The organism is Paenibacillus sp. S-38 (assembly GCF_049942825.1).
Lineage (GTDB): Bacteria > Bacillota > Bacilli > Paenibacillales > NBRC-103111 > Paenibacillus_G.
This window is the reverse complement of the sequence record NZ_CP187970.1, coordinates 5,799,593-5,824,622: the sequence shown is the minus strand read 5'-3', so window position 1 is coordinate 5,824,622 and position 25,030 is coordinate 5,799,593. Positions and strand designations below refer to the sequence as shown.

At 54.7% G+C, this 25,030-nt stretch carries 35 protein-coding genes; all 35 read left to right on the top strand.

Annotated features, from left to right (window positions below; translation table 11 throughout):
* The first annotated feature begins 3 nt into the window (after positions 1–3).
* Positions 4–1,566 (top strand): DNA cytosine methyltransferase, encoded by a 1,563-nt coding sequence (locus ACP26L_RS25705; protein WP_426447607.1) that lies wholly within the window; start codon positions 4–6, stop codon positions 1,564–1,566.
* Between the two features lie 36 nt (positions 1,567–1,602).
* Positions 1,603–1,785 (top strand): hypothetical protein, encoded by a 183-nt coding sequence (locus ACP26L_RS25700; RefSeq protein ID WP_426447605.1) that lies wholly within the window; start codon positions 1,603–1,605, stop codon positions 1,783–1,785.
* Positions 1,786–1,824: 39 nt separating this feature from the next.
* Positions 1,825–2,100: a DUF7352 domain-containing protein gene (locus ACP26L_RS25695; protein ID WP_426447603.1), complete on the top strand. Its 276-nt coding sequence runs from the start codon at positions 1,825–1,827 to the stop codon at positions 2,098–2,100.
* 25 nt (positions 2,101–2,125) lie between these two features.
* Positions 2,126–2,464: a hypothetical protein gene (locus tag ACP26L_RS25690; protein ID WP_426447601.1), complete on the top strand. Its 339-nt coding sequence runs from the start codon at positions 2,126–2,128 to the stop codon at positions 2,462–2,464.
* A 3-nt stretch (positions 2,465–2,467) separates the two neighbouring features.
* Positions 2,468–2,689 (top strand): hypothetical protein, encoded by a 222-nt coding sequence (locus tag ACP26L_RS25685; RefSeq protein WP_426447599.1) that lies wholly within the window; start codon positions 2,468–2,470, stop codon positions 2,687–2,689.
* A 2-nt stretch (positions 2,690–2,691) separates the two neighbouring features.
* The gene (locus ACP26L_RS25680; RefSeq protein WP_426447597.1) at positions 2,692–2,874 is read left to right on the top strand and encodes a hypothetical protein; all 183 of its coding nucleotides are present in this window, start codon (positions 2,692–2,694) and stop codon (positions 2,872–2,874) included.
* A 94-nt stretch (positions 2,875–2,968) separates the two neighbouring features.
* The gene (locus ACP26L_RS25675) at positions 2,969–3,343 is read left to right on the top strand and encodes a transcriptional regulator (protein WP_426447595.1); all 375 of its coding nucleotides are present in this window, start codon (positions 2,969–2,971) and stop codon (positions 3,341–3,343) included.
* Between the two features lie 340 nt (positions 3,344–3,683).
* Positions 3,684–4,439 (top strand): hypothetical protein, encoded by a 756-nt coding sequence (locus tag ACP26L_RS25670; RefSeq protein WP_426447593.1) that lies wholly within the window; start codon positions 3,684–3,686, stop codon positions 4,437–4,439.
* A gap of 292 nt (positions 4,440–4,731) precedes the next feature.
* Entirely contained in the window at positions 4,732–5,334 is a 603-nt protein-coding gene (locus tag ACP26L_RS25665) for an HGGxSTG domain-containing protein (protein WP_426447591.1), read from the top strand.
* On the top strand, positions 5,318–6,619 hold the full coding sequence (locus ACP26L_RS25660; protein WP_426447589.1) for a PBSX family phage terminase large subunit: 1,302 nt from the start codon (positions 5,318–5,320) through the stop codon (positions 6,617–6,619). Before ACP26L_RS25665 ends, ACP26L_RS25660 begins: the two co-directional genes overlap by 17 nt.
* Before the next feature lie 14 nt (positions 6,620–6,633).
* Positions 6,634–8,043 (top strand): anti-CBASS protein Acb1 family protein, encoded by a 1,410-nt coding sequence (locus tag ACP26L_RS25655; protein ID WP_426447588.1) that lies wholly within the window; start codon positions 6,634–6,636, stop codon positions 8,041–8,043.
* A gap of 5 nt (positions 8,044–8,048) precedes the next feature.
* The gene (locus ACP26L_RS25650; protein ID WP_426447586.1) at positions 8,049–9,410 is read left to right on the top strand and encodes an ADP-ribosyltransferase; all 1,362 of its coding nucleotides are present in this window, start codon (positions 8,049–8,051) and stop codon (positions 9,408–9,410) included.
* On the top strand, positions 9,403–9,525 hold the full coding sequence (locus ACP26L_RS25645) for a hypothetical protein (RefSeq protein ID WP_426447584.1): 123 nt from the start codon (positions 9,403–9,405) through the stop codon (positions 9,523–9,525). The genes ACP26L_RS25650 and ACP26L_RS25645 overlap by 8 nt, the downstream gene beginning before the upstream one ends.
* A gap of 55 nt (positions 9,526–9,580) precedes the next feature.
* The gene (locus tag ACP26L_RS25640; protein ID WP_426447582.1) at positions 9,581–10,120 is read left to right on the top strand and encodes a hypothetical protein; all 540 of its coding nucleotides are present in this window, start codon (positions 9,581–9,583) and stop codon (positions 10,118–10,120) included.
* 33 nt (positions 10,121–10,153) lie between these two features.
* Positions 10,154–10,366, top strand: coding sequence for a hypothetical protein (locus ACP26L_RS25635; protein WP_426447580.1), 213 nt, complete (start codon positions 10,154–10,156; stop codon positions 10,364–10,366).
* 32 nt (positions 10,367–10,398) lie between these two features.
* Positions 10,399–11,505, top strand: coding sequence for a DUF2213 domain-containing protein (locus ACP26L_RS25630; protein ID WP_426447578.1), 1,107 nt, complete (start codon positions 10,399–10,401; stop codon positions 11,503–11,505).
* 2 nt (positions 11,506–11,507) lie between these two features.
* Positions 11,508–11,987 carry a structural cement protein Gp24 gene (locus ACP26L_RS25625; RefSeq protein ID WP_426447577.1) on the top strand — a complete coding sequence of 160 codons (480 nt, stop codon included), beginning with the start codon at positions 11,508–11,510 and terminating at the stop codon, positions 11,985–11,987.
* Between the two features lie 16 nt (positions 11,988–12,003).
* Positions 12,004–12,900 (top strand): DUF2184 domain-containing protein, encoded by an 897-nt coding sequence (locus tag ACP26L_RS25620; protein ID WP_426447575.1) that lies wholly within the window; start codon positions 12,004–12,006, stop codon positions 12,898–12,900.
* Positions 12,900–13,319, top strand: coding sequence for a hypothetical protein (locus tag ACP26L_RS25615; protein ID WP_426447573.1), 420 nt, complete (start codon positions 12,900–12,902; stop codon positions 13,317–13,319). Before ACP26L_RS25620 ends, ACP26L_RS25615 begins: the two co-directional genes overlap by 1 nt.
* Before the next feature lie 14 nt (positions 13,320–13,333).
* On the top strand, positions 13,334–13,696 hold the full coding sequence (locus ACP26L_RS25610) for a DUF4054 domain-containing protein (RefSeq protein ID WP_426447571.1): 363 nt from the start codon (positions 13,334–13,336) through the stop codon (positions 13,694–13,696).
* Positions 13,696–14,322 carry a hypothetical protein gene (locus ACP26L_RS25605; protein ID WP_426447569.1) on the top strand — a complete coding sequence of 209 codons (627 nt, stop codon included), beginning with the start codon at positions 13,696–13,698 and terminating at the stop codon, positions 14,320–14,322. Before ACP26L_RS25610 ends, ACP26L_RS25605 begins: the two co-directional genes overlap by 1 nt.
* The gene (locus ACP26L_RS25600) at positions 14,322–14,696 is read left to right on the top strand and encodes a hypothetical protein (protein ID WP_426447567.1); all 375 of its coding nucleotides are present in this window, start codon (positions 14,322–14,324) and stop codon (positions 14,694–14,696) included. Before ACP26L_RS25605 ends, ACP26L_RS25600 begins: the two co-directional genes overlap by 1 nt.
* Complete coding sequence (locus ACP26L_RS25595) at positions 14,689–15,168, top strand: phage neck terminator protein (protein WP_426447565.1); 480 nt, start codon at positions 14,689–14,691, stop codon at positions 15,166–15,168. The genes ACP26L_RS25600 and ACP26L_RS25595 overlap by 8 nt, the downstream gene beginning before the upstream one ends.
* Before the next feature lie 5 nt (positions 15,169–15,173).
* Positions 15,174–16,190 carry a DUF3383 family protein gene (locus ACP26L_RS25590; protein WP_426447563.1) on the top strand — a complete coding sequence of 339 codons (1,017 nt, stop codon included), beginning with the start codon at positions 15,174–15,176 and terminating at the stop codon, positions 16,188–16,190.
* Between the two features lie 12 nt (positions 16,191–16,202).
* A complete protein-coding gene (locus ACP26L_RS25585) occupies positions 16,203–16,607 on the top strand; it encodes a phage structural protein (protein WP_014371572.1) in 405 nt (134 codons plus the stop codon).
* Between the two features lie 43 nt (positions 16,608–16,650).
* The gene (locus tag ACP26L_RS25580; protein WP_426447562.1) at positions 16,651–16,983 is read left to right on the top strand and encodes a hypothetical protein; all 333 of its coding nucleotides are present in this window, start codon (positions 16,651–16,653) and stop codon (positions 16,981–16,983) included.
* Between the two features lie 114 nt (positions 16,984–17,097).
* Positions 17,098–19,179, top strand: a complete 2,082-nt coding sequence (locus tag ACP26L_RS25575; protein ID WP_426447560.1) for a phage tail tape measure protein — start codon at positions 17,098–17,100, stop codon at positions 19,177–19,179.
* A gap of 1 nt (position 19,180) precedes the next feature.
* Complete coding sequence (locus tag ACP26L_RS25570; RefSeq protein ID WP_426447558.1) at positions 19,181–19,759, top strand: phage baseplate protein; 579 nt, start codon at positions 19,181–19,183, stop codon at positions 19,757–19,759.
* The gene (locus tag ACP26L_RS25565) at positions 19,760–20,065 is read left to right on the top strand and encodes a phage baseplate plug family protein (RefSeq protein ID WP_426447556.1); all 306 of its coding nucleotides are present in this window, start codon (positions 19,760–19,762) and stop codon (positions 20,063–20,065) included.
* Positions 20,062–20,958: a phage protein gene (locus ACP26L_RS25560; protein ID WP_426447554.1), complete on the top strand. Its 897-nt coding sequence runs from the start codon at positions 20,062–20,064 to the stop codon at positions 20,956–20,958. Before ACP26L_RS25565 ends, ACP26L_RS25560 begins: the two co-directional genes overlap by 4 nt.
* 17 nt (positions 20,959–20,975) lie before the next feature.
* The gene (locus ACP26L_RS25555) at positions 20,976–21,338 is read left to right on the top strand and encodes a Gp138 family membrane-puncturing spike protein (RefSeq protein WP_426447552.1); all 363 of its coding nucleotides are present in this window, start codon (positions 20,976–20,978) and stop codon (positions 21,336–21,338) included.
* Positions 21,335–21,706, top strand: coding sequence for a DUF2634 domain-containing protein (locus tag ACP26L_RS25550; RefSeq protein WP_426447550.1), 372 nt, complete (start codon positions 21,335–21,337; stop codon positions 21,704–21,706). The genes ACP26L_RS25555 and ACP26L_RS25550 overlap by 4 nt, the downstream gene beginning before the upstream one ends.
* A 115-nt stretch (positions 21,707–21,821) precedes the next feature.
* Complete coding sequence (locus tag ACP26L_RS25545) at positions 21,822–22,871, top strand: baseplate J/gp47 family protein (RefSeq protein WP_426447548.1); 1,050 nt, start codon at positions 21,822–21,824, stop codon at positions 22,869–22,871.
* A gap of 95 nt (positions 22,872–22,966) precedes the next feature.
* Positions 22,967–23,506 carry a hypothetical protein gene (locus ACP26L_RS25540; RefSeq protein WP_426447547.1) on the top strand — a complete coding sequence of 180 codons (540 nt, stop codon included), beginning with the start codon at positions 22,967–22,969 and terminating at the stop codon, positions 23,504–23,506.
* A gap of 15 nt (positions 23,507–23,521) precedes the next feature.
* Positions 23,522–25,021: a hypothetical protein gene (locus ACP26L_RS25535; RefSeq protein ID WP_426447545.1), complete on the top strand. Its 1,500-nt coding sequence runs from the start codon at positions 23,522–23,524 to the stop codon at positions 25,019–25,021.
* Positions 25,022–25,030: the final 9 nt, after the last annotated feature.

The following is a 25,030-nucleotide window of genomic DNA, read 5'->3' as shown; positions in this document are numbered from 1 at the left end:
CCAATGCAGCTGCTTAGAGAAATTGTGGTGGATAACTTCGCCGGCGGCGGCGGAGCGAGTACAGGCATTGAACTAGCGATCGGTCGCAGCGTTGATGTAGCAATTAACCATGACCCTGCGGCGATCGCCATGCATGAGGCAAATCATCCGGAGACCGAGCATTATTGTGAATCGGTATGGGACGTGGACCCGAGGCAAGCAGCAGCTGGTCGTCCGGTAGGGCTTGCCTGGTTCTCACCTGACTGCAAGCACTTCAGTAAAGCCAAGGGCGGCAAACCAGTAAACAAGAATATTCGGGGCCTTGCATGGGTTGCATTGCGGTGGGCTGCAACTGTCCGCCCGCGGGTGATCATTCTCGAGAACGTCGAGGAATTTACATCTTGGGGGCCGTTAAAGGACGGTCGGCCGGACCCGAAGCAGAAGGGCCGTACTTTCAGGTCATTCGTCAATGCCTTACGCCGGCAAGGCTACGAGGTGGAATGGAGAGAGCTTCGAGCCTGTGATTATGGAGCACCAACTATCCGGAAACGACTCTTCCTGATCGCCCGTTGCGACGGTCGCCCGATCGTCTGGCCGCAGCCTACACACGGGAACCCGGAAAGCCTGCCGGTGAAGGCGAAGAAGCTGAAGCCATGGCGAACAGCGGCGGAAATCATCGATTGGTCGATTCCATGCCCCAGCATCTTCGAACGGAGTAAGCCGCTTGCCGAGAACACTTTACGTCGAATAGCCCGGGGCATTCAGAGATTTGTGATCGACAACCCGGAGCCGTTTATCGTTCGCATCGGCCAGACTGGTTTTGGTGGTGATCGGCTTCAGTACAAGGTGAACGATCCCCTAACTACGGTAACGACTAAGGCAGAGCACCTTCTTATCAGCCCATCCCTAATACAAATGGGGTACGGGGAGAGAAAGGGTCAAGATCCCAGAGTACTGGACCTCGACAAACCGGTGGGCACAGTTACAGCCGGGGGAAATAAATTCGCGGTAGCTGCAGCGTTCCTCGCCAGGCATTTTGGTGAATCGGTAGGCAGCTCTATGAAGGAGCCGACCGGAACCGTAATGGCCGGCGGCGGAGGCAAAACAGCCATCGTCACAAGCAACTTGATCAAGCTACGCGGGACCTGCCAGGACGGCCAGCCGGTAACCGAACCTATGCCAACCATTACGGCAGGGGGGCTGCATGTAGGAGAGGTCAGGACCTTCCTGATGGCCTATTACGGTACCGGAATTGGCCAAGAACTCAAGGACCCACTGCATACAGTGGTGACCAAAGATCGGTTCGGCTTGGTTACAGTGGAAGGACAAGATTTCCAGATCGTCGATATCGGCATGAGAATGCTCGAGCCTCAAGAGCTCTTTGCGGCACAAGGTTTCCCGAAAGAGTACATCATCGATCGGGATGCAGTCGGCAAACGATATCCGAAGTCAGCCCAGGTTGCACGGTGCGGAAACTCAGTGCCGCCTCCGTTCGCTGAAGCCCTCGTGAAAGCAAACCTGCCGGAACTCTGCAGATCAGAGGTCCCTTACAAAGGAAGTCATCAACTGGAAATGCAGCTAGTGTAAGAAAATGAGCGCTCAAATACATGGGGAGGGAAAAAGGTGAAATTAGTTCAATACAAGATCATTCTTAAAAGCGGACAATCGATAATTTTTGAGAATGAAAATAGTATCGATAAGATGCTATCTAATATCTCTCTGAAAGAGGGAGCCGCGCTTCATGTGGGATCAAGGATGGTCATTATGTGTTCAGAAATTGCTGCAATAATTCAAACATCGGAGTAACGGACAAGTTTGAATACGGAGGGACATGGGAGGAATCCAATGCGAACGATCTATAAATATCCAATCGAGCTCCAGAACAAGCAGCTGCTTGAACTGCCCAAAGGTTCACGAGTACTCTCGGCCCAAGAACAGTATGGCGGGATCAATATCTACGCCCTGGTCGACACCGATCTGAAAGAAACCGAGAAGATCGTAATTTTACTTTATGGCACAGGGCACCGCATTACAGAAGATATCGAGGAATATCGGTTCCTGGACACGGTCAGCATGCACGGCGGGAATTTGGTAATACACGTTTTTACAGAGCAACTTTGACAACTGAACAAAGGGAGGCTTTTGTATGAATCACGTTAAGAACTTTCAGATCGAGGATATCGATGGTTGCGAGTTTGTTAAGTGCTCGTCGGTAGGCAACATGATGATCTCTTTTCACCGGGATGAAGACGGTTATGAGACTGGACATATCAGAACGGTGTATCCCGATGGATCACATGGATGGGTAACTCCGGAAAAAGCACAGAGCAAGCTTGATAGCGGCGAGTGGAAGGTCTACCGTATCGATAAAACAAGTCGGCAGATTCTTAGAGCAGCGGGATTCGAAGAGCACGTGATGGATCAGTGGTCTGACGCAGAGTGCGACGAGCAGCTCGAAGCAATCCAAGAATATCCGGAGGGATGAACAATGAAAGTGAAATCGAAGAAGCCAGTGGCGGCGGCCCTGAACAATACCGTAGTGGCCATGGTGAGTAACGGCAGCCTAACGATTTTCGAAGCACAGCAAGAGTTTGAAGGTGAGCAGGGCGCGGTGGTTCCAGCCAAGTCTATCTGGCTTAACACCTGGCACGCCAAGGTGCTGCGGGACTTCTTGCACGAGCATTTCATTTTCGAGGAGGATGGCAAATAATCATGTACACCATCGTATACCACAAGCATGCAACAGGAAACTACATCGCTAAATTCGAGAATCAGTCCGTCCTGGTCCTGCAGGGCGCCTTCCGGTCAATCACCGGCGTGAGCCCGCAGTCCTCCAGCGGCTGGACCGAAGTCGAGAAGCGGGAGCTTTCGAAGCTCGGATTCATCGTTAGATAAAAAAAGGCCCCGTCGATCTTGGGAGGATCGGCGGGGCTAGGATTTGAGTAGTAACGCACAACCACAGTATATCATACGGTGAGGGGTGCGGGGGATGAGTCAGATAAAGATCAAGAAGGGTACATTCCATCATGTGGAGTCGGAGCTTGCTGCTTACCACGAGACTAGAAAAGAGATCGTCCGGGTAAAGAACGAGCTGCTGAATGAGAAGTCCCCCGGATGCCCCGGGACGATGATCATGAAGCACCGGCAACTCGAGCAGATGCAGATGATTGTGGATGCAATCGAAGGCGTAGTCTTCCGGTTGACTCCGGACAAACAGGAGCTGGTGAAGCTCCGGTACTGGACCAACCCGCAGCTGCTTACCTGGGATGGGATAGCTCATAGATTATTCTGTAACCGAACGACGGCGATCCGGTGGCGCGACGAGATCGTGGCCGCCGTGGCCGAGCGTATTGGCTGGCGATAAAGATGCGACTTTTATGCGACTTTTGAAGGCAAATTCGTTGGTAACATGGCATTACAGCAGCTGATTCACCGCTGCGGGTAATGCCTAATGGACCCATATCACCTCAGGCACTCGGTCATGCTGTGGGACTTGTTCCTTAGACGCCAGTCGTCAGGGGTGTGATATGAGGTGGGGTGAAATGCCCCACTTTAGGGATCGACTTGTCTCCCTAAACAAGGGACTTTGTCCCTTGCTCAGTGACGGTGGATCCACTGAGGAAGGGATAAAGCAATTTTTAGAAACCAAGTTAGAAGGTTTTTCCTCTTGATTGTCGAAGACAATCGTAAAAGGGGAGATAGACTTGGAAAATCAGGAGAATAGTCAGAAAAAATCTCAGGAAATAGAGAAGATAATAATAACCTCGGAAAAACGTTGGCGAACACAAGACTGGGTTTGGCTAGTCTGTTTTTTACTCTACGCTCAAATTTTTACGGTGTTTTACAAAGAAATGGTAATGACCGTAGTCTCATTTGTATCCACGTTTGTATCCACAGCTCTCGGTGCAGTCGCAATTTACATTTCAGTAAGAGAAGCGACTAAGGGTGACGAAGTAAAGGACCAGATTAATCTTATCTTGGGTGAGTTACGAGAGAAGGTAAATCAGATGGATACAAAGCTAAATAATTTCGACCCTCGTGAATTTAATAAGGAAAAGGATTTGAAAATAGACGAAATTAAGAACAACATTAAAAGCGAGCTGGAAAAGGGGTTGTCTGAGGCGAAAACCATGAGCAAAGAAGATATAATGCTCATTGTTAATGATAAAGTCGAAGAGGCGACCAATGATCTTAAGACTTCTCTCACCATTAGGAATGATAAAGACCGCATGCAGCAAGCGTATCGGGATTACTTAAATAATGTTATTAGGGTTCGAAATGTAATAAAATCTCTGCCTCCGGGTACCAAAATAGGCACATCAAAAATTTACAATGCATTTCAAGGTTTATATAACATAGACGTAAGTATAGATATGATAAATGAGCAGGTGAAGAAGAGTCTAGAGGAAGGAATAATTATTCAACGAGAAGACGGTTTATATGTACGGAGTAATGAGTGATGCTTTCCGGCACCCAAGTGGGTGCTTTTTTCTTTTTCCTGGAGGTGGAGGTGAGAACCGTGAAGTCCCATATACGCTGGGAGTACATTTGCAAGTACAATGGCGAGCATGTCCTCGCGCTGTATGTGTGGGGGAAGTTCATGGGGCTGATGACAGGAAAACGAGCCCCGAGAATCGATTCTAAGGCGTGATGCTTGCCAATCTTATACATGTCCGATTTTACGTAGAAACGAGGAAATAGGCCTAGTTCTGAATGTGAGGTAACATCAATCGGAGGTGGTGATTCGTGTAAATGGATGCTGCTGAAAAACAACCCCATGCAAGATGTGGAGCCAAGACAAGAGGTGGCGGAACGTGTAAGAATGGCGCGATGGAAAATGGCCGTTGCAGGATGCATGGAGGTAAGAGCACCGGCGCACCGAAGGGCAACAAGAACGCCGTTTCCACCGGCGAGCATGAAGCGATATGGCTGGACGCACTCGAGGAAGATGAGCGCGTCTTTTTTAATTCAGTCAAGATCGACCCGCTCGAGCAGATCAACAACGAGATCCGCCTTCTCGAGATCCGGGAGCGGCGCATGCTGCAGCGGATCGCCAAGGTGGCTGGCGGATGGGAATCTGATGAGACCCAAAGTAAGCAGCAACTGGTGGCGGGGGCGGACGGCGAGACACTCAAGACCACCGAGAAGACGATCCGCAAGCGCTCGAAGCTGGACCGGATGCTGTCCATCGAAGACGCTCTGACCCGGGTGCAGAACAGCAAGACGAAGCTCCTGGAGATCAAGATCAAGCTGCTGAGCTCCGACGTACAGGATGAGGAGCTGCAGGATGACGGCTTCCTCGAGGCGCTGCGTGGCCAGGTGAGCGAGGTGTGGGACGATGGCGATCAAACGTAAGCAGTCCACCTTCCGCTGGAAACCCTTCTCCAAGAAGCAGATTCAGGTACTTACCTGGTGGATGAAGGGGAGCCCACATGCCGACAAACACGCGGTGATCTGTGACGGATCTGTCCGGGCCGGCAAGACGGTGGCCATGTGCTTCTCGTATGTCGCCTGGGCGACGGAAAACTTCGACGGGCAGCAGTTCGGCATGGCCGGCAAGACGATCGGGGCCCTGCGGCGGAACGTGGTCGGCCCGCTCAAGATGATTCTGCGAGGCCGTGGGTATAACGTCACCGATAAGCACGGCGCCAATTATCTCACGATCAGCAGGGGCGGCGTCTCCAATGACTTTTACCTCTTCGGCGGTAAAGACGAACGTTCCCAGGATTTGATTCAGGGCGTCACGCTCGCCGGCATGTTCTTCGACGAGGTTGCGCTGATGCCTGAGTCCTTCGTCAACCAGGCGACAGCTCGATGCTCGATATCGGGGGCTAAGTTTTGGTTCAACTGCAACCCTGCCGGCCCTTATCACTGGTTCAAGGTTGAATGGCTGGACAAGCTCGAGAAGAAAAATGCTCTCCATATTCACTTCACAATGGATGACAACCTTTCACTCGACGCTGAAACCAAGAAGAGGTACTTCAGCCAATATACAGGGGTCTTCTACAAACGTTACATCCTTGGGCTGTGGGTGATGGCCAGTGGCGTAATCTACGACATGTTCGATGCAGAAGTGGGCGGAAAGCACGTCGTGAAGACGGTCGAACGCCGGTATATGAAGTACTATGTCAGCTGCGACTACGGCACGCAGAACCCGATGGCTTACGGCTTGTGGGGCCTCTCCCAGGGCGTTTGGTACAAGATCGATGAATTTCACTATGACGGCCGCAAAGAAGGCAAACAGAAGGACAACGAAGAGTATTATGCAGAGCTAGTCAAGTTCGTTGGGGATGCTCCGGTGAAAGGCATCATCATTGACCCATCGGCTGCCTCCTTCATTGCCACAATCCAGAAGCACGGCCGCTTCGGCGTGATCAAGGCAAAGAACGACGTGCTCGAGGGCATCCATGCGGTGGCCATGGAGCTGAACGCCGGCACGATCAAATACAACGATATTTGCAAGGAGACGATCCGAGAGTACAGCTCCTACATTTGGGACGAGAAGGCTGCGGATCGGGGCGAGGAGAAGCCGGTCAAGCAGAACGACCACCATATGGACGGAGACCGGTACTTCGTTTACACGATCGTCCACAAAGGAGCCAACCCGCTCGATCGCATGCGGCGGCTTTCGGCATCATGACAGGAGGTGAGACTTTGAGTAGGGAAAAAGCAGAATTTAGGCTCGACAACATGCGGAGCGGGTACAACGCCTACCGCACCGACTTCCTGGTGGGCCACGGCAAGGGCGGCACAAAGGATGCCCTCACCCGGCAGCGCATTAACATGAACCGGCGCAAGCTATCTCACCAGGAGCTGCTCAACTACTATGCATCGAATCAAATTGTCCAAAACATCGTGGATATCCCATCCGAAGACATGACGCGAAGCTGGATTACCATCAAGATGAAAGACCTAAGCCTGCAGGATAAGCTCATGCGGAAGATGAGAGATCTCAAATGCAAGGAGTGTTACTGTGACATGCGGCGGTATGAACGGCTGCACGGTGACGGTTTCGTCTCTATCGGTGCGTCTCAAAAATCGCCCTTCACCCTGGAACAGCCGCTCGAGGAGAAGCAGCTGCTTCGCATCGATTACTTGCATGCCTTCAGCTCCTACAAGGTCAACAATTTCATCCTCAACGAGGATATGTTCTCGCCAGGCTACGGCCAGGTGGAATACTTCCAGATCAACCGACGGAGCAAGATCGGAGAGCAGATCCTTGCCGGCATTGATACGAGCGGGGAAATTCACCGCAGCCGAGTATTCCATGATCAAACCCGCCGCTTGGAGGATGAATACCAAGGGCAATCCATCTTAGAGCCGATGTGGGACGTGCTGAGCGTGTTTGATACGGCGCTTTGGTCTGTCGGTCAGATCCTCTACGACTATACGTTCAAGCGGTATAAGTCCGACGGCGTGAACCAGATGACCAGGGAAGAAAAGGCCGAGTTTCAGATGCTTGCTGACTTTATGTTCCGCACTGAGGCGCTCGCTATCATAGGCGAGAACGAGGATATTGATAAGGTCACCACGAACGTGACCGGCATCAACTACCTGTTAGACTTCGTGTGGGAGTCGCTGAGCGGTTCGGCCAAGATGCCGAAGAGCGTCATCAAAGGGCAGGAGGCAGGCACGATCGCCGGCGCGCAGTACGACGTCCTGAACTACTATAGCCGGATCGCAGCCGCCCAGGAGACGGAGCTGCGGCCGCACATCGAGCGGCTGATCCGGTACCTACTGATCGCCGACGGGGAGCTCGGCGGCTCGATCGACCCGGACTCCCTTGATTGGGAGGTCGTCTTCAACCCGCTCTGGAACGTGGACCAGGAGACGGACGCCAAGATCCGCAAGCTGCAGGCGGAAACGGATGAGAAGTATATCGCATCAGGAGTGCTGACAGAAGACGAGGTCCGGCAACGGCGATTCGGCAGCTTAGGCGGGGCGGCACCAGGAGCGGAGACGAAGGATACGGAAGTGCCCGAAGAGAAGCAAGACGGCCTTTCGGAGGAGGAATGGCGCACCCTGATGGATAACCACGACGCCAGGATGCGGGATCGGGGGTGACACCGGTGGCAAGACGACGGCTTAAGCCCATCCCCACCCGCTTCCCTGACATCGTAGCCCGGAGCCATGCGGCTGCCGTGTCCGGCCTGATCAGGGAGATGCACAGCGGCACGCTGGACATTTTCAACCGCATCCTGAAAGAGGAAGTTCGCCGATACCAGCAGGATAGCGCCCGCTATGACGGCCCGCTCGAAACGATCTTGGCTGCTCTGCAGCTTGCCAAGGATCGAGCGAAGACCTTCATATTCACGCCGCAGCGCATCACAAAGCTGGCCGAGCTGTTCGTCGGCCGAATCAACCAGTACAATAAGCGAAACATCGGAGACCAGGTGCAGCGGGTGGTTGGAATCGATCCAACCGTCCAAGAGCCCTGGCTCGATTCTTTTATGCGGGCATCGGTGACCGAGAACGTCGGGTATATCACCAAGATCATGGAGGACTACTACGCCAAGGTCGAGGCAGCTGTCCTGCAGGGCGTGAAGAATGGCCAGAGCCTGCGGCAGCTCACCGGCGAGATCAAGAAGGCGGCCGACGTCAGCTACAGCAAGGCCAAGTTCATCGCTGTGGACCAAACGGGCAGCATCCTCGGTCAGATGACAGCCAAGCGACACCAGGCAGCCGGGATCCGCAAGTTCAAATGGTCTACATCCCACGACGAGCGGGTCCGGCCGGAACACCGTGGATACGATGGTAAGGTGTACGAGTATGGCAAGCATAAGCTTCCCGGTACCGACTACCGCTGCAGGTGCGTGGCGATACCGGTCTTCGATGATGACGACGAGGATGTAGTCGCGGCGGCGGATTCCCCGCAGGAGACGGAAAGTGATATAATAAAGAACGCCCGTGTCTTCCAGACAGCCAATGAGGTCAAGGAATGGGAGAAGAAAGTCGCGCCTGCCTACCTGAAGAGCCTTAATGCACTAGAAACCAGCGCCATAACGAAATATACCGGCAGCGCTTATTCGACGATCAACAAGAGCCTGCGAGCGGGGAATCCGCCTGATGATCTCGTGAACAACATCAGCTCGGGGCTGCGGAAGTTCGAGCTGGAAGAGCACATCACTGTTTACCGCGGACTTTACAGCAACATTTTCGGACCTGTCGATGAAATGGTAGGCCTTGAGGTAACAGATCCGGGTTACATGAGTACCAGCTTGCTCAGCTCAACCAGTTTCTCGGGCACAGTGAAGATGGAGATCAAGGTGCCGGCCGGATCAAGGGGAGCCCTCGTAAATCCGATTAGCCTGTTCCAGGATTCGGAGTATGAATTCCTCCTCGATAGGAACAGCACAATAAAGATCGTCGAGGCTTCCAAGGACGCATCGGGCGTTATACAAATCCTAGCGGTGGTGAAGAAGAATGAGTGAACATGAAGTACCGAACCCGGACAAATTCATGTGGAAGAGTGCGGAAGGTTTGATCATCAAACGGCCAGAAAAGAAGCCGAAAGACGAACCGCCAAAAGATGATAAGAAGGAATGAAGGTCGCCCAAAAGGAGCGGCCTTTTTTGTTGCCCAAAAACCAGGAGGGATAACGATGATCAGCGTTCGAATTTCCCAAGTATTAGGTGAATACGAGACAGAAACCTGGACAGAGATCCATGATTCGTCTCCGGAAGAAAGAAAGGAGATTATTGAGAGTATCCGTAGATCACTCCTCAATATCTACCCGCCTAAGGAGATAACCATCAGTACCGAAGATATGACAGCGGAAGAGCTCACGGAGCTGAGGAAGCCTTGGGTCGGAACATTAAAGCCATGGGAAGACGCACCCTCCTTGGGTAAAATGCATGTCGGTGAAGCTATTATCCCGAAAGGAGGTGAAACAACGATGGAAGAATTAGCAGTAGGACGCCTTGTTCACTATGTCATGCCTGATGGTAAAACACATCGGCCGGCAATGGTCGTGCAGGTGTGGAACAAAAAAGGTATGTCGAATCTGCAGGTGTTTACGGATGGTCAAAACGACTATCAAAGACACGGACTCCAATTCCGCGGTAATCTCGCTTGGGTTGGGTCCGTTTCTTTTTCTGAAGGAAAAGAGGCTAATACCTGGCACTGGCCGGAGCGGGCCTAATATAAGTAGTTGCAGGGGAGGTGACCACCTGACATGAAACCAACCGTAGGACGGATTGTCCATTACCAAAGCTATGGCACTCCGGGCGGAGAATACAAAAGCGAGCCGCGCGCAGCCATTATCACCGGCGTCGTGGATGAGAAAATCGTGCATCTTTGCGTGTTGAACCCTACCGGTCAGTTCTTCAACCTGAACGTGATTCAGGGAGACGGACCAGGCCAGTGGAATTGGCCGCCGAGAGTATAATCCCCCGCCCTGAAGGGAGGTGATAACCAATCATGAAGCTGCAAAGATATGACCGCGCCATGGTGCTCGACTATCAGGAAGACGCTGCCGGCTACTTAACGGTGCAGGCTGCTATCACCCGCCCCGGGGTGTTTCCCTACCGGCGCGGCGACGGTGGGATTCAATTCGAAGCCAAGTTACCGGAAGACATCCTCTCAGAAGCCGTCGTACAGAGCGCTCGAGCTAAGCCGGTCACCGATGAGCATCCTCCCGAGCCCGTCACCCTGGATAATATCCAGAAGTACTCCCGGGGCATGAGCCATACGGATAGTCGCGTGGACGAAGATAAGATCAAAGTGACGTTGACGGTGACGGACAGGGCACTGATTGAAGGAGTACGCAGCGGGAAGAAGCGGGAGATCAGCATTGGCTTCGAGACCGACCTGATCCAGGAGCCCGGGGAGTACATGGGCCAGCGTTACGACGCCAAGCAGACGAACATCGTGATCAATCATATCGCGATCGTGGCCCGGGGCCGCGCCGGCCCGCAGGTGGCAATCCGCGGGGATTCCGCCTTTGAGATTGATGAAGAAGACATTAACGAAGGAGGCCAAACGATGGCAAAGTACACGATTGACGGCAAAGAGTTTGAGGTGCCGAGCGAGGTGAAGAGCAAGCTGGATGCCTTGGAGGCCCGCCTGGACGCAGCCAACACGAAGGTCGGCGAGTACGACAAACTGCAGGGCCGTTATGACGCTCTGGAGGCAGACCTGACGACGACGAAACAGCAGCTCGAAGAGGCAAAGAAAACCGCCCTGACGGAAGACAAGCTGGACGCAGCTGTGGCCGCTCGTGTTGCCCTCCTGGATGGAGCGCGCAAATTCCTTGGCGACGCCTTCGACTTCACCGGCAAGAGCGACCGTGACGTGAAGGTGGCAGTAATCCAGAAGGTCAAGGGTGCTGACTTCAAGGCCGACGGGAAGAGCGACGATTACATCAACGCCTTCTATGATGCGTCGGTAGAGCGGGCGCGCACTGATGGCTTCTCCTCCACCGGCGCGAATAGCGTGTTCACCGCCACGGTCAGCACTGATGCGCAGGATGAGATCGCCAGACTGCGCGCAGAACGCCTGAATATCAAAAACAAGGAGGCGAATTAATCATGCCTATCACGAATTATGACCAGTACATGCCCGAGGCGATCGGTAAAGGCCGTATCGCTCAGTATCCTGAGCACCGTGCGGACACCCTGGGCGCCAATGGAGTGATCGGCTGGGGCCGTGCTGTGCAGCACACAGCGACGAACAAGAACCGCGGTGAGGTTTACAACGGTACCAGTAAGGTCGTAGGCATTGCCATTGCCAACCATTATGGCGAATACCGGGTGACGAACCTCCATAACGAGATCACCGGCCAGTATGAGAACAACGACGCTGCCTCCGTGCTGCGCAAAGGTGTGATCTGGGTCCAGGTGCTGGAAGACGTCGTCAAGGGCGACCTGGCCGTCGCAGATAATGCGACTGGTGACTTCCGGCCGTCCACCACGGCAACTGCCGGCAAGTCCGCAGTCATCGGGGAGTTCAAATCCTCGGCCACGGCCAACGGCCTGGCTCAGCTCGAAGTAAATCTGCCAAACCAATAATGGAGGTGTTCCCTGAATGATTAACCAAGTAGCATTCCGAGGCATGGACCTCGAGGCAATCGACCGCACGATCTATATGCCGAAGGCTGAAGAGCTTACCGCCCGCCGTCTCATCAATGTGAAGAGCGACATCCCTGCCGGTGCTGAAACCTATGCATATGACGTCATGACCCGCTCCGGGGTGGCTAAGATCCTGGCGAATAACGCCGACGATGTACCCCTCGTCGATGTAGACATGCGGAGGGAGTATCAGCGCATCTACTCGATCGCGACTTCCTTCGCATACAACGTCCAGGAGCTGCGCTCCGCTCAAATGACCGGGCAGCCGATCGACGCAACGAAAGCGGGTGTCGCTCGCCGCGCCGTCGCTGAGAAAGAGAACCGCCTGGCCTGGATCGGCGACGCCGACTTCGGGATCCAGGGTCTGATCAATGCGACTGGCATCCAGACGACAAACGTTTCCCAGAATGTTAATGGCACGAGCACCAAGTGGAAGGACAAGACGGGTGAAGAGATCGTGGAGGATGTTCGTATCGTCCGCGCGCTGATCTCGGTGCTCCCCGGGCACATGACGTCTCCGCTGACTATGGCCGTTCCTCCGACACAGTACGAGATGCTGAACAGCCGCTACAACGAGTTTGATTCCCGTACGGTCCTGCAGGTGATTCAGAGCTACAACTGGTTCAGCTCGATCGACCGGGCTCCTGAGCTGAAGGGCGCCGGCACGGGCGGCACGGACTCCCTGCTGATCTTCGACGCTTCCCGCGAAGTCATGGAGCTGCTGATTCCTATGGACATGACCCGTCATGATCCGGAGTGGAAGTTCCCACGCTGGAAGTTCGCCGTGGAAGAGCGCTGCGGCGGGGTTGTAATCCGCTATCCTATGGCTATTGCGAGAGGAGATGGAATCTAATGCTGGTTCATAACAAAGGAAATTATGTACGCAATCAAAACGGAATCCGTCTGGTGCCTGGCGTCAACAACATCTCTGAAGAGGACTGGGAAGAGTTTATCTCCCACCCGCTCAATCAGAAGCTGGTGGATGAGGGCGAGCTCGTTCCGCAGCAAAAGATTGTGGAGCGTGTGGAAGGTGCGACGGTTACGCGGGAACTGAAAACGGCAGGCCTTGTAGATATGACTGCAGCTGATGCCGTCGCTCTTATCAAGGACACTCACTCCCGAGATCTGCTCGCTAGTCTCCGGGAAGAAGAGGCTGCCGGCCAGAACCGCAAGACGGTAATCACAGCTATCGATAAGCAGCTTGCCGATATCGAGAAGTCCTTTGAGGAAGCCCGCAACAAAAAGGACGAAGCTGATCAGGACGAAGAATAGGAGGATGATGGCTAATGCCAACAACTCCAGATAGGGTGCGGGCGATCGCTTCGCACCTTGGCGCCCTGACGGATCCGCAGCTGCAGCTCTTCATTGATGACGCCATGATCGAGATCGCAGCCTTCCCGGCTGAGAAGATTGTCGGCTATGAGGACCGGCTGCCACGGTACCTGGCTGCGCACCTGGCGAGTATGAACGTCCGCCGCTCGACCTCCCAGCAGGTCGGGGACATGAAAGTCACGTACGACTCCGGTACTGGCGCCAAGGGCGAAGGCCTAGCCTCCACGCCATACGGCCAGGAGTACCTCCGGCTGCTGGATCTCTTGGACCTGAAGCCGCCGGAGACTGGCCCGGGGCTCGGGCTGATGGTGCTCTGATGGCCAGGGTTACGATCAAGGACACCAACCGGATCCCGGACGTTATCCGGACCATCCGGGCATTGAACAGGAAGGCTATCGAGATCGGGGTGTTCGGATCCGACAATTCGTTCATGGCCATGCTGGCCAGCGTCCACGAGTTCGGCCTGACCATCAAGGCGAAGAAGCGGTTCCTGACGATCCCCACGGCTCTGGCCGGGGATAAGAAGGCGCGGGACTTCAATGATTTGAGATTCGTGCCCATCGACGGAGGTCGTAAGGGTCTTTTGGTGCGGGATCGACAAAGGAGCGGGAGGAAAGGTGCCCGGTCGGAGATCATGTTTATCTTGGTCCCGTCGGTGAAAATCCCCGAACGCTCCTTTATTCGTTCCACCACCGACGCGAAGGAGCCGGAGTGGAGCAAGCTGGCCGGGAGGTTCCTGGCCGATGTGCTGGACGGGAAGATGAGTGTAGATACGTTCTATGAACGGCTCGGGGCCCGCATCGTCGGGGACATCCAGGAGGCAATGCGAGACATGGAGCCTGAGAACACCCCGATAACCCGCTCCAGGAAGAAGAGCAGCAGCCCGCTCATTGATACCGGCCGACTGCGGCAATCCGTAACGTGGAAGGTGGTGAGCACCTGATGCCGCATTTTGATTTTGCTGAAGTGTTCGGCGAGTGGGGGAAGAAATTCCACCGCTTCCCCAAAGGCGGGGGGTATTACGACTATGCCGACGGCGGGAAATGGGTGCCGGGGTATGGCGCACCGGTAGAGATGGAAGGGATCATCGTTCCAATGTCATTCGAAGAGCTGCAGCTGGAGACTGGCGGCACGTACACCCGGGACGACCGGAAGATCTACGTGCGACTGCCGGCTGAGCTGGCCATCGATGACCGGATTATGCATAAGGGCTTGGAGTACCGGGTGCTCGAGGCCAAGCCCTATGATGAATATTCCGATCACCGGGTCTATATCGCCAAACGAGTAAGCACGAAAGGACGTGGGCCGGATGCTTGATCTAAGAGCGATTCGTTCGATGATCGTGGCCGGGCTGCATGCCAAGCTGCAGCAGCCCGTGATCCGCGCCGACGAAGATGGAGAGGTTCCGCCCTACCCTTATGTTGTGTACAGCCTGACATCGCCTTACATCGATATTTTCGGTAAGGATATCGAGCAAGTCGTCGGCGAGAACCTGGAGCGTGTGCGCACGGTGGAGCTCGTCGCCTCCTTTACGGTCTACTCTGAGGACATCGATGAGGCCGAAGAGCTGTGCATGCGGATCCTAGACCACTTCAACCGGGAAGACCGCGACGCGCTGGCGGAGCAGGGTTTAGTGGTTGTGCGTAGCTCAGACGTTCAGAATCGGAGCGTGGCGCTCGTTGAGCACTATGAACGCCGCTATGGTGCCGACGTCAGGTTCAGGGCCTTAGATTGGCACGTAGCGCCCGGAGAATTTATCGAGCAAGCAGAAATTACAGAAGGGAGTTGAAGGCATTGCCTTTAAAAGACGTGAAAGTCACGATCAGCCTCTCACGGCCGGCGGGCCTGATCGGCTTCGGCAAGCCGCTGATCATCGGTCCGAAGACTGGCGGCCAGGCATACAAGAATTACAGCGACCTTACCGCACTGGTGGCTGATGGCTTCGCGGTAGGCAGCGAGGTATACAAAGCGGCGGCAGCTGTTATGGGCCAGGGAGATAACCGGCCGCAGGTGTTCGCGGTGGCTGCCTACGATAGCGGTGGTACGAGCGACGCGCTCGATGTGCTGACGGCCAATTACAGCAAGGACTGGTACTTCCTCATCAGCACCTCGACGGTGAAGACAGAGGTCATCGAGCTTTCGAACTACGTTGAGGGCCAGGGCCGCAAGCTCTTCGTTACCCGGACAAGCAGCTTGACCGACCTGGCAGACCTCAAGGCCACGGGCAATGAGCTGACCTTCGTCATGTACCACAGTGATCCGGATGAGGTTGCAAAGTATCCGGATGCTGCTTGGGTAGGTCGGGTAGGCAGCCGCACTGTCGGTACCGTGACCTGGAAGGGGCAACGGCTGGTCGGGATCTTGCCGGATGACCTGGATGCAGCGGGCCTGCAGGGCGTTCACGACAACGGCGGGAATGCTTACGTGACTAAGTCCGGCACGCCGGTAACGAGCGAAGGACAGGTGCTGACGGGCGAGTACATCGATGTCATCATGGGCAACCACTGGGTGGCGGCGAACATCGAGGAGCAGGTGCAGGCGCTCTTCAATAGCGGCGAGAAGATCAGCTACACGAACGGCGGAATCTCGCAGATCGAGAGTGTCGTGCGGACGGTGCTGGGCATCGCCTACCGGCAGGAGATCATCGCCGAGGATGCTGATGGCATCCCGCTCTACTCCACCGACTTCCCTACTCGCGCCGAAACAACGGCGATCGACCGGGCGGAGCGGATCCTGCGTAACGCAAAATTCACTTACGAGCTGGCCGGGGCGATCCATGCAGCAGAGATCACCGGCACGGTTAGCGTATAGGGGGTGTGAGTATTGAAGAACGTAAGCACGTTCAATGCGAAAGACGTTGCAATAACAGTTAACAACATCTTCCTGACTGGCGTTGCTGAGGACTCTTTCGTCACCGCTAGCAAAGATGAGGACGAATTCACGACCAGCGTCGGAGCCCAGGGAGACGTAAGCGTGTCAGAGGTAAACAACCCGCTCGGGACGATCACCGTTACTCTCCAGCAATCCTCCCCGTATGTCGAATACTTGAACCGCCTGGCCGTTAGCAAGACGATGGTTCCTATCTGGGTGTTCTATAACGGGCGTCCAAAGGAGAAGATTGGCGGAACGCAAGCTCGAATCAAGCGTCCGGCTGCAGTGAATTATTCGGATGATGCAACAGATAGCAATCGGTCCTTTGAATTCCAAGTGTTTGATTATACTCAATAATCTGGGGCCCAGATGGGGCCTCTTTTTGAAAGGGGAAATACGCATGCAGCGTAGACAGATGAAATATACCGCTGGCGGGATCGAGTTCACGTTTCAGCACCCAGGGTTGCGGCTGGCCGCAAGGATCAAGGATACGAGCCGCGATCAGTACGGTCACCTGGCAGACGAGCCGCTATTCACTCAATTAATGGAGCACGTCATCGTTTTTCCTAAAACCACGTGGGAGTGGTGGGATGCGGAGCCAGAGCGGGAAGACATTATGAAGGAGGTCTTCGCAGAGGCGCTGCGATTTCTTATCGTCCGGCCTAAAGATGAGCCAGCAAGAATGGGAGAAGAAAGCGGAGAGAAACTGGCTGTTCTGGAGACCGGTTCTTGAGACTGGCGGAATCTCCTATAGTGATGCTTTCTCAATGGATATGGATGAGCTGAACGAGGCCAACGCGGCCGTCACAATCTGGCAGAGGCTGAAGGCAAAGAGAGGTGACTTTTGATGGACAAGTACCTGCGTAAACTCGCCCTTTCCGTCGCCTGGGAGATTGAGGATGGCCCTCTACGTAAAGCCAATAAAGCATTGGATGAGCTCAAACGAAGGATGGGAGACGGAAGCGCGAAGAAGTTTGAACGTGAGCTTGCCGCGGCTGGGTCAAAAGCTACTCAATCCAGCCGATCCATGGATAAGCTTACAAGTAGCATCCGCCAATCCAGCTCAGCTATGGATTCCCTGAAGAAGAGTGCATCGAGTGCCTTCCAGAGTGTCCAAAGAGTTGAGGGGTCTGCTACTGGCATGCTTCGGAATACCGCATTGGGTGTTGGTGTTGCCGCGACAGCGGGAGGCGCTCTCTTTGCAAGCAATTCAATGAGCCGGGCTCTGGACTTTGAGGCACAGATTTCAACGATTAAGGCCCTTACTGGTGCATCAGATGAGGCAATAAAGTCAGTTGAAACTCTCGCTTTAGAGATGGGGGAGAAAACAAAGTATTCGGCACTCGAGGCAGCTAAGGGTATCGAGGAGCTCCTTAAGGCCGGAATGCAGCCGGCAATCGTGCATGCTGGAGGATTGGAGGCCGCGCTAAACCTGGCCACCGCAGGCGGACTTGGCTTGCAAGAGGCTGCTGAGACTATGGGGACTGCGCTTAACGCCTTCAAAAAAGACGGGATGACTGCTGCCGACGTCGCAAATATATTAGCAGGCGCAGCCAATGCTTCTGCGACAAGTGTCCACGATCTCAGTTATGCGCTCGCTTCAGGCGGGGGCGTTTCCAACATGCAAGGGTCCACTTTTAGAGATTTCATCTCGGGGGTGGGGATACTCTCGAGCGATGGAACAAAACAAGGATCTGATGCCGGCACGAGCATGAAGTCATTCATGATGGCACTCCAAGCGACAGGTGACAAAGATATCGCCCTCTTTGATCATCTGGGGCTTGGCAACGGTAAAAACAACAAGTTTTATGACAAAGGGAAGCTCAAAGATTTGGCTGGCCTCGCCCAGGTGCTACAGGATACTTTCAAGAATATGAACGAGCAGGATCGCTCCTACTACATGGAAGAGATCTTCGGTTCGGACGGCATTCGTGCAGCAGCCACCCTGTTTAAAGCAGGTGCCAAAGGGGTCAAGGAGTTTCAAGACCAGATGAGTCAAGTGACAGCTCTGGAAGTAGCCACGGAGAAAATGAATAACGGGCGAGGAGCCATTGAGAAGTTCAAGGGCGCACTCGAAACTCTGCAGATCCGGGCAATGAAGCCCTTCCTACCTTTTGTCAAAGACCTGTTTAATTCCCTAGGAAGTGCTATTGAACGTAACGAGGATAGGATCATCACTGCTACGACTCGAATCGCCGATTATGTGCGGGATACTTATATCGATAATCAAGAATTCCGAGACATGAGTATTGAAGCGAAAGTCGATTTTGTATTTAACAATATTGAAGATGCATTCATGGCATGGTACGAAAAATCCGGCAGAGAAAAAGCGTATAACATCTCTAGGGAGATTACGAGTACACTTGCAACCTCTCTCGCTGAGGCTTCGGGCCCGCTTACGCAAATTGGCGTAATATTAGGCGCCGGCATTGTAAAGGGCGTGGCACAGGGGGTCGCTGATGCTGCAAAATCTGTACCTATACTTGGACCTTTGGTGCAAGAGGTAAGTACGGGAGTCAGTGATCTTTTCCAAGCGATTGGGGATGTAAAGAGCACCTACGATGCCGCTGTAACAATGGTCAATAACCATTATAACGGGTACGGTTCGACCGCAAACTCTGAGGCATACAATGCCGAACAGATGGAGATTGGTCGCCAATTTGACGGTTCTCATGAAGACGGACATCCGTACATCCCATTTGATGGATATCGGGCGGAACTCCATAAAGGAGAGCGGGTGCTCACGGCTGAAGAGAATCGAGCATACAACTCCGGGCAAACACCTGGCGGGGGCATGCAGTTGCCTCCGATTGTGCAGAACTTTTACGGAAATACGAGCCGGGAGGACGCATACAGCGGGGCCATGGCAGCCCTCGATGAGTTTGCGCGCAGCTACATGAGACGAAACCCACAACGGGAGTTGAGATAATATGGCGACGCTGAACGGAATCGAGATCCATGTGGTCCAGGAGCGGGTGCCTTTTGAAGTCCAGATACCGACACGGCCTGTCGAGAAGGGCAAGGATATCGCCGACCACATCAAAAAGACGGCCAGGCGCCTATCCCTCACCGGCGAAGTCGTTGGTCCGGATGCCGGCGATAAGAGGAATCAGATCTGGGCCATGGCCGAGCGTGGTGACCTGGTTGTGTATGATGGACGGAACGCTGCCTATACCATGCTGATTAAGGGAATGCCGACCGAGCATGATTATAAGATTGCCAACGGCTTACGCTTCTCGCTGGAGCTCGAGGAGGCTCGGATCGTCACGGTGACCCAGTCGGTACCGGAGTCCACAGACCCTACCGGCACGGCGGCCGCGGCGACCGGCAACCAAGGCATGCAGCAGCTCGAGCAGAAAACCAGCGAGGTGTATGCGACCATCAAGTCCGGGGATACCTTCTGGAGTCTCTCTGGCACGTTCAAAACGACCACGGCAGCCATTCAGGCGCTGAACCCAGGAGTGGATCCGCGGAAGCTGCAGGTCGGGCAGAAAGTGAGAGTGGTGTAAATGTACCGGCTGAACATCAACAAGGCCGCGATCCCCTATCGATTCGAAGTGGTGATCGCAAACGTCCGGTACCAGTGGGAGATCCGCTATAACGACATGTTCGACTTCTTCACGGCGGACCTTTCTGCCGGCGGAGAGCTGCTCGTTGTGGGTGAGCCCCTGGTGTATGGGTCTCCCCTCTTCCAGTCCATAGCAGATGAACGCTTCCCCCGCTTCACGATCACTCCCCTAGACCCGAGCGGCATCGTCGAGACGGTCACCTGGGGCACACTGCAGGAGACAGTCTTCCTGGAGGTGGAGCCGTGACACAGATCAACGCATTCGGACGTGAGGTGGAGGTGCTGGTTGGGGACCTGCGCTTCTATATGGACGGCCAGAGCGGGCTGGACATCGAATTCGACGTCCCTTTCGACGACGACGTGATCCCAAACGAGGCGACCGTGACGATCTACAACGTCTCCGCCGACACGTACAACAGGATCACTGCCGGCCAGCAGCTGGTCATCAATGCCGGGTATCGTGGCGACCGGGGAAGCATCTTCGTAGGTGAGGTATCTGAAATGACGCCGTTCCATGAGAAGCCGGACAGCCGCATCGTGATTAAAGGGATCGACAGCCACGTATACGTCGAGGCTCAGCTCGAAAAAACGTACGGCCCGGGCACAACCGGGAATACCATCATAACGGACCTGATCAGACAGCTCGGGCTGCCGGTCGGCAAGATAGAGCTCCCGGACGACGTCACGTATCCGCGGGGCTATTCGGTTTACGGCCGGATCGTTGACTCCCTCAAGCAGGTAGCGACGGACTGCAACGCCCTAGCCTTCATGGCGCGCGGCCAGGTGTATGTCTGCTCCCGCTTCTTCGGTGAAGAGACGGACTTCGTGCTGAGCGAGGAGACCGGGCTGATCGGATCGCCGCGGCTCACCATGGTTGACGTTGCAAAGACCAACCTGGATTATGTCGCAAAGCAGCCGAAGACGAAGCGGAAGCGGTCCACAACCGCCCGGGTCACCTACGGCAAGAAGGACGAGGAGCAGGAGGAGCAGTTCACGGTCCAGAGCCTGCTGAATCACAGGTTCGGTACCGCGAAGATCCTGCAGGTGCTCAGCGTGAACTACAATTTCGTGTACCGCATTTGCCGGGGCCGGCATATCTGCAACGATTCAGAATTCACAACGGAAATGGAGCTGATGTGATGGGGGATTTCGAGAACATGCTTCGCAGCATGATTGACCGGGCGGTTCTTAACCTGCACACGGCCCAGCTTTGTCGGGTGCTCTCCTTCAATCCTGGGAGCCTGACGTGTGACCTGCAGCCGCTCTTCCAGCAGGTTCGGATAGACGGGACGGCCGTCACGCTTCCTCCGATCACGAATGCCCCTTGCTTGAGGCAGCGGTACCGAGTGGAGGGTGGCGAGGTCCGGGAGTATGAACCCCATTACCAGAAGGGCGACATCGTCCTCACGGTTGTCGCGGAGCGGGCGATCGATCACGTGCTGGCCGGGCAGCCGGCCGACCCGAAGATTAACAGGACGCACCACCTCTCTGATGCGATCGTAATAGGGGTGATTGGGTGAAGAGCTTCAAATTGAGCGAGGACGGCGACCTGGTCATCAAGAACGGCGAGCTGCAGATGGTCGAAGGCGACGAGGAGCTGCTGCAGTGCATCCGCATCGAGCTCTCAACCTACAAGGGCGAGTGGTTCCTCGACTCGAACATGGGTGTAGATTATTACGGCAAGATTCTCGTGAAGAACCCGAATTACGCTGTGATCAAGGCGGAGCTGACGGCAGCCATCCTGCGGGAGCCGCGGATCCGCTCGGTGGACCTGATTGAATTTGTCAATTTCGACCGGGCGAAGCGGGTGCTATCCATCAAATTTAAGGCGACGGCCTGGAATGGCCGGACGTTGGAGTCAAACGAGGTGATACCTGGTGCTGGATAGCAGCGGCTTTAAACGTAAGACGTATGCCGACCTGCTTGCAGAGGGCGAAGCAAAAGCCCGCGAGTTGTTCGGCGAAGATATCAATACATCAAGAATGTCGCCCGTGGGCATAATCTTGCGGGTTTTTGCTTGGTTTCTCTCCGTGCTGTGGATGGTTGCCGAGAAAGTGTACTTGTCCGCATTCGTGGACACGGCGGAAGGCGTCTCCCTTGACCGCCTCGGTGTCCAGGCGGGCGTGAAGCGGATAGTGAACACCTATGCCAGCGGGCCGGTTGAGCTGACGGGGACGGCCGGCTATACGGTAACCCCCGGGCTACTGGCACAAAAGCCCTCGGGCACGCAGTATGTGATCACGAATGCGGTCACGCTCGACAGCAATGGCAAGGGCATTACGACCGTGCAGGCCGTAAACCCGGGGAGCAGCGGGAACGCAGACGTCGGGGAGATTAGCGTCCTGGTCAATCCGGATGCGAACCTCACTGCTATAACAAACCTTGAGGCCATCGAGAACGGGGCCGACCGCGAAAGCGACGCAGCATTCCGTGCCCGCTTCCGGACCTCCCGGGCAGCTCGCGGATCCGCGACGCTGAACTCCCTGCAGGCTGCCGTCGCTGCCCTGCCCGGCGTCCGAGCTGTAAAGGTAGTCGAGAACGAAGAAGAAGTGCCTGATAGTGAAGGACGACCTCCCAATTCCTTTGAGACCTATGTCTTGGGCGGAGAGCAGGCTGCTATCGCCCGGGCCATCTTTGACAACAAAGCGGGCGGAATACGGACCTGGGGAAGCATTACCCAACAAGTTGCGGACATATCCGGCACGCTGCGGACCATTCGCTTCAGCCGGCCGACGACGGTTCCAATCTTCGCCAACCTGCAGGTGGAGACAAACTCCTCGGCAGCCTCTAACGTGGCCGATCAGGTGAAAGATGCCATCGTGCAGTACATCGGCGGAGAAGCTGCGGACGGCACGGTGTACGCTGGGGGTACCATGGGAGAGGACGTCCTGTGGGCGAAGATCATCCGGGCCGCATACACCGTCACAGGCGTGGAGAACGTGCATGGAGGCATCGGAACGACCGCCGGCAGCTACTCCACGAATGACATCGCGATCCAGGAGCAGCAGGTGGCACAGATCAATGCTGCAGGTATCGAGGTGACGGTGACATGAGCTTTTGGGAGCAGATGAGGAGCCGTCTTACTGACGTTTACAAAAAGAACCCGGAGAGCAACGTCAGTAAGCTTTTAAGACTGGCCGCGGAACCCATGGACGAGATTGAGGCTGTGCTTTGGCAGATTCACGCCTGGCGTGACCTTGACCAGGCAGAGGGCACTACGCTCGATCTGATCGGCTCCAACGTCGGACAGCCGCGCGGCGTCGTAAGCGACCCGATCTACAGGGCCCTGATCCGGTCGAAGATCGCCAGGAATCTTTCAACCGGGACGCTGGATTCGATCATCGAGGTGCTTGCTCTGGCATTGGACACTGATCCGTCCACGATCAAGCTAGAGGAGCTGTGGGAGGATGAGGTGGATCCAAAGCCGGCAGCGATCCGGGTGGCCGATCTCCCTATCGATCGACTTGACGTTATGGGGCTCACGACAACACAGTTCCTTCAGCTGGTAAAGAGCGTGGCAGCTCCGGGCGTTCGAGTAGAGACGGTAAGCTTCGCGGGAACATTCGAGCTCACTGAGGTAGGGGCCCCAGATTCTATCGAGCTGGGTCTGAGCGATGATAACAGGACGACGGGCGGCACGCTGGGTAATGTATATGCCGGGGATGACGCGCCTGATCTGCCGATCTAAGAAAGGAGGATCAATATGCCTTTTACTTCCCCGCTTGCAGAGTGGCTCAATCCAGGTGTAGAGCCCTCGGAGACGGAAAAAACTGAAGGTTACCAGCTTGGAGACAGAGTACCGGCCAACTGGCTTAATTGGCAATGGCAGAGAACATATGCCGCACTTGATGAGCTGCAGAAGAATGCAGTTCATAAGAGTGACTTTGACCAGCCACTAAAGAAGGCCGACACGGTACAATTTGGCCGGCTATCTGTAATAAAATCCGGCGACAATGCTTTATTTACCCTTAAAGCGACTGGAGCTTCTGGACGTGATGTAGTCCTTAACATGGAAAACGAAACGATGGGTACTGACAAATACCGGATCAAGCAGATTTTCAATACGGCAAATGACGGAATGGGCGGCGAGGGTTTTCTTTTTCGGGCGGTAAGGCCGAGTGATAACCGGACAGTTGACTGGAAGTTAAGTGGTGAGTCCGGAGATATCTGGACAAGCGGGCGTCACCTCAATGTTGGTACCGGGTTTTCACTAAACCTGAATGATATGCCTCTTTATATCCGCAGCATCAACGGGACCGACACAAATCACTTCATCCGATACTTCGATGAGATTTCAACTAAGAGTATTGATGGTGTACGAATTGGTGGCAACCGAGGGCTTCAGTTTGGAACGGTTGATCATGGGGCGACAAACGGAGGGGTCTTCTACCCCGTTGTAACCATAGCGAACGACTACACAAATATCTCTCTCGATGTTCGCCGTAAACCTGGACGTCAGATAGCCGCAAACACATTCGATGGGATCCCAGCAGGAGTAAAACTTGGGGCATATCTCGTTAACTATGAGGATTCTACTTCATCTGTAGGAGCTATTGTGGCCAATCGTTACGCGAATGACGATACGAGCATCTTCGAGGCAGTGAGCCTTTTCAACGGATGGAACCCGATGTTTTCAGTACGCGGACGAGGGCAAGTGAACGTGTACGGTAAAACGTTCCTCCACAACGGAGCCGCCCAAAATCCGATGAATAGCGCACCTGCAATTTCAGTGGCGATCGGCGATAACGATACAGGATTCAACTGGTCCCAGGACGGGCAGATGGAAATCTACGCAAATAACCAGGTAACTGCTTGGTGGAACACTGGACAATTCCGCGTGGAGAAAGCCTTCAGCGTCGGCGGCACGAAGTCAGCATTCGTGCAGACGGCCAGCCATGGTGAGCAGCTGCTATACGCTATGGAGAGTCCTGAAAATCGATTCGAGGACTTCGGTGAGGGACAGATCGGAGATGACGGATCCGTTGTGATTCAGATGGATTCTATCTTCCTGGAGACCGTCGAGATTAACGGGGACGATTACCAGGTTCATGTAACGGGGATCGACGGCAGCGGGTTTACCGTACCTGTCCGGGGAGTGGACAGCTTTACGATACACGGGCCAGCCGGGAAGAAGTTCATGTATCGGGTTCTTGCATGGCGCCTTGGTTATCACAACCTTCGTTTCAATTATGCTGCAGGATAGGAGGTAAAC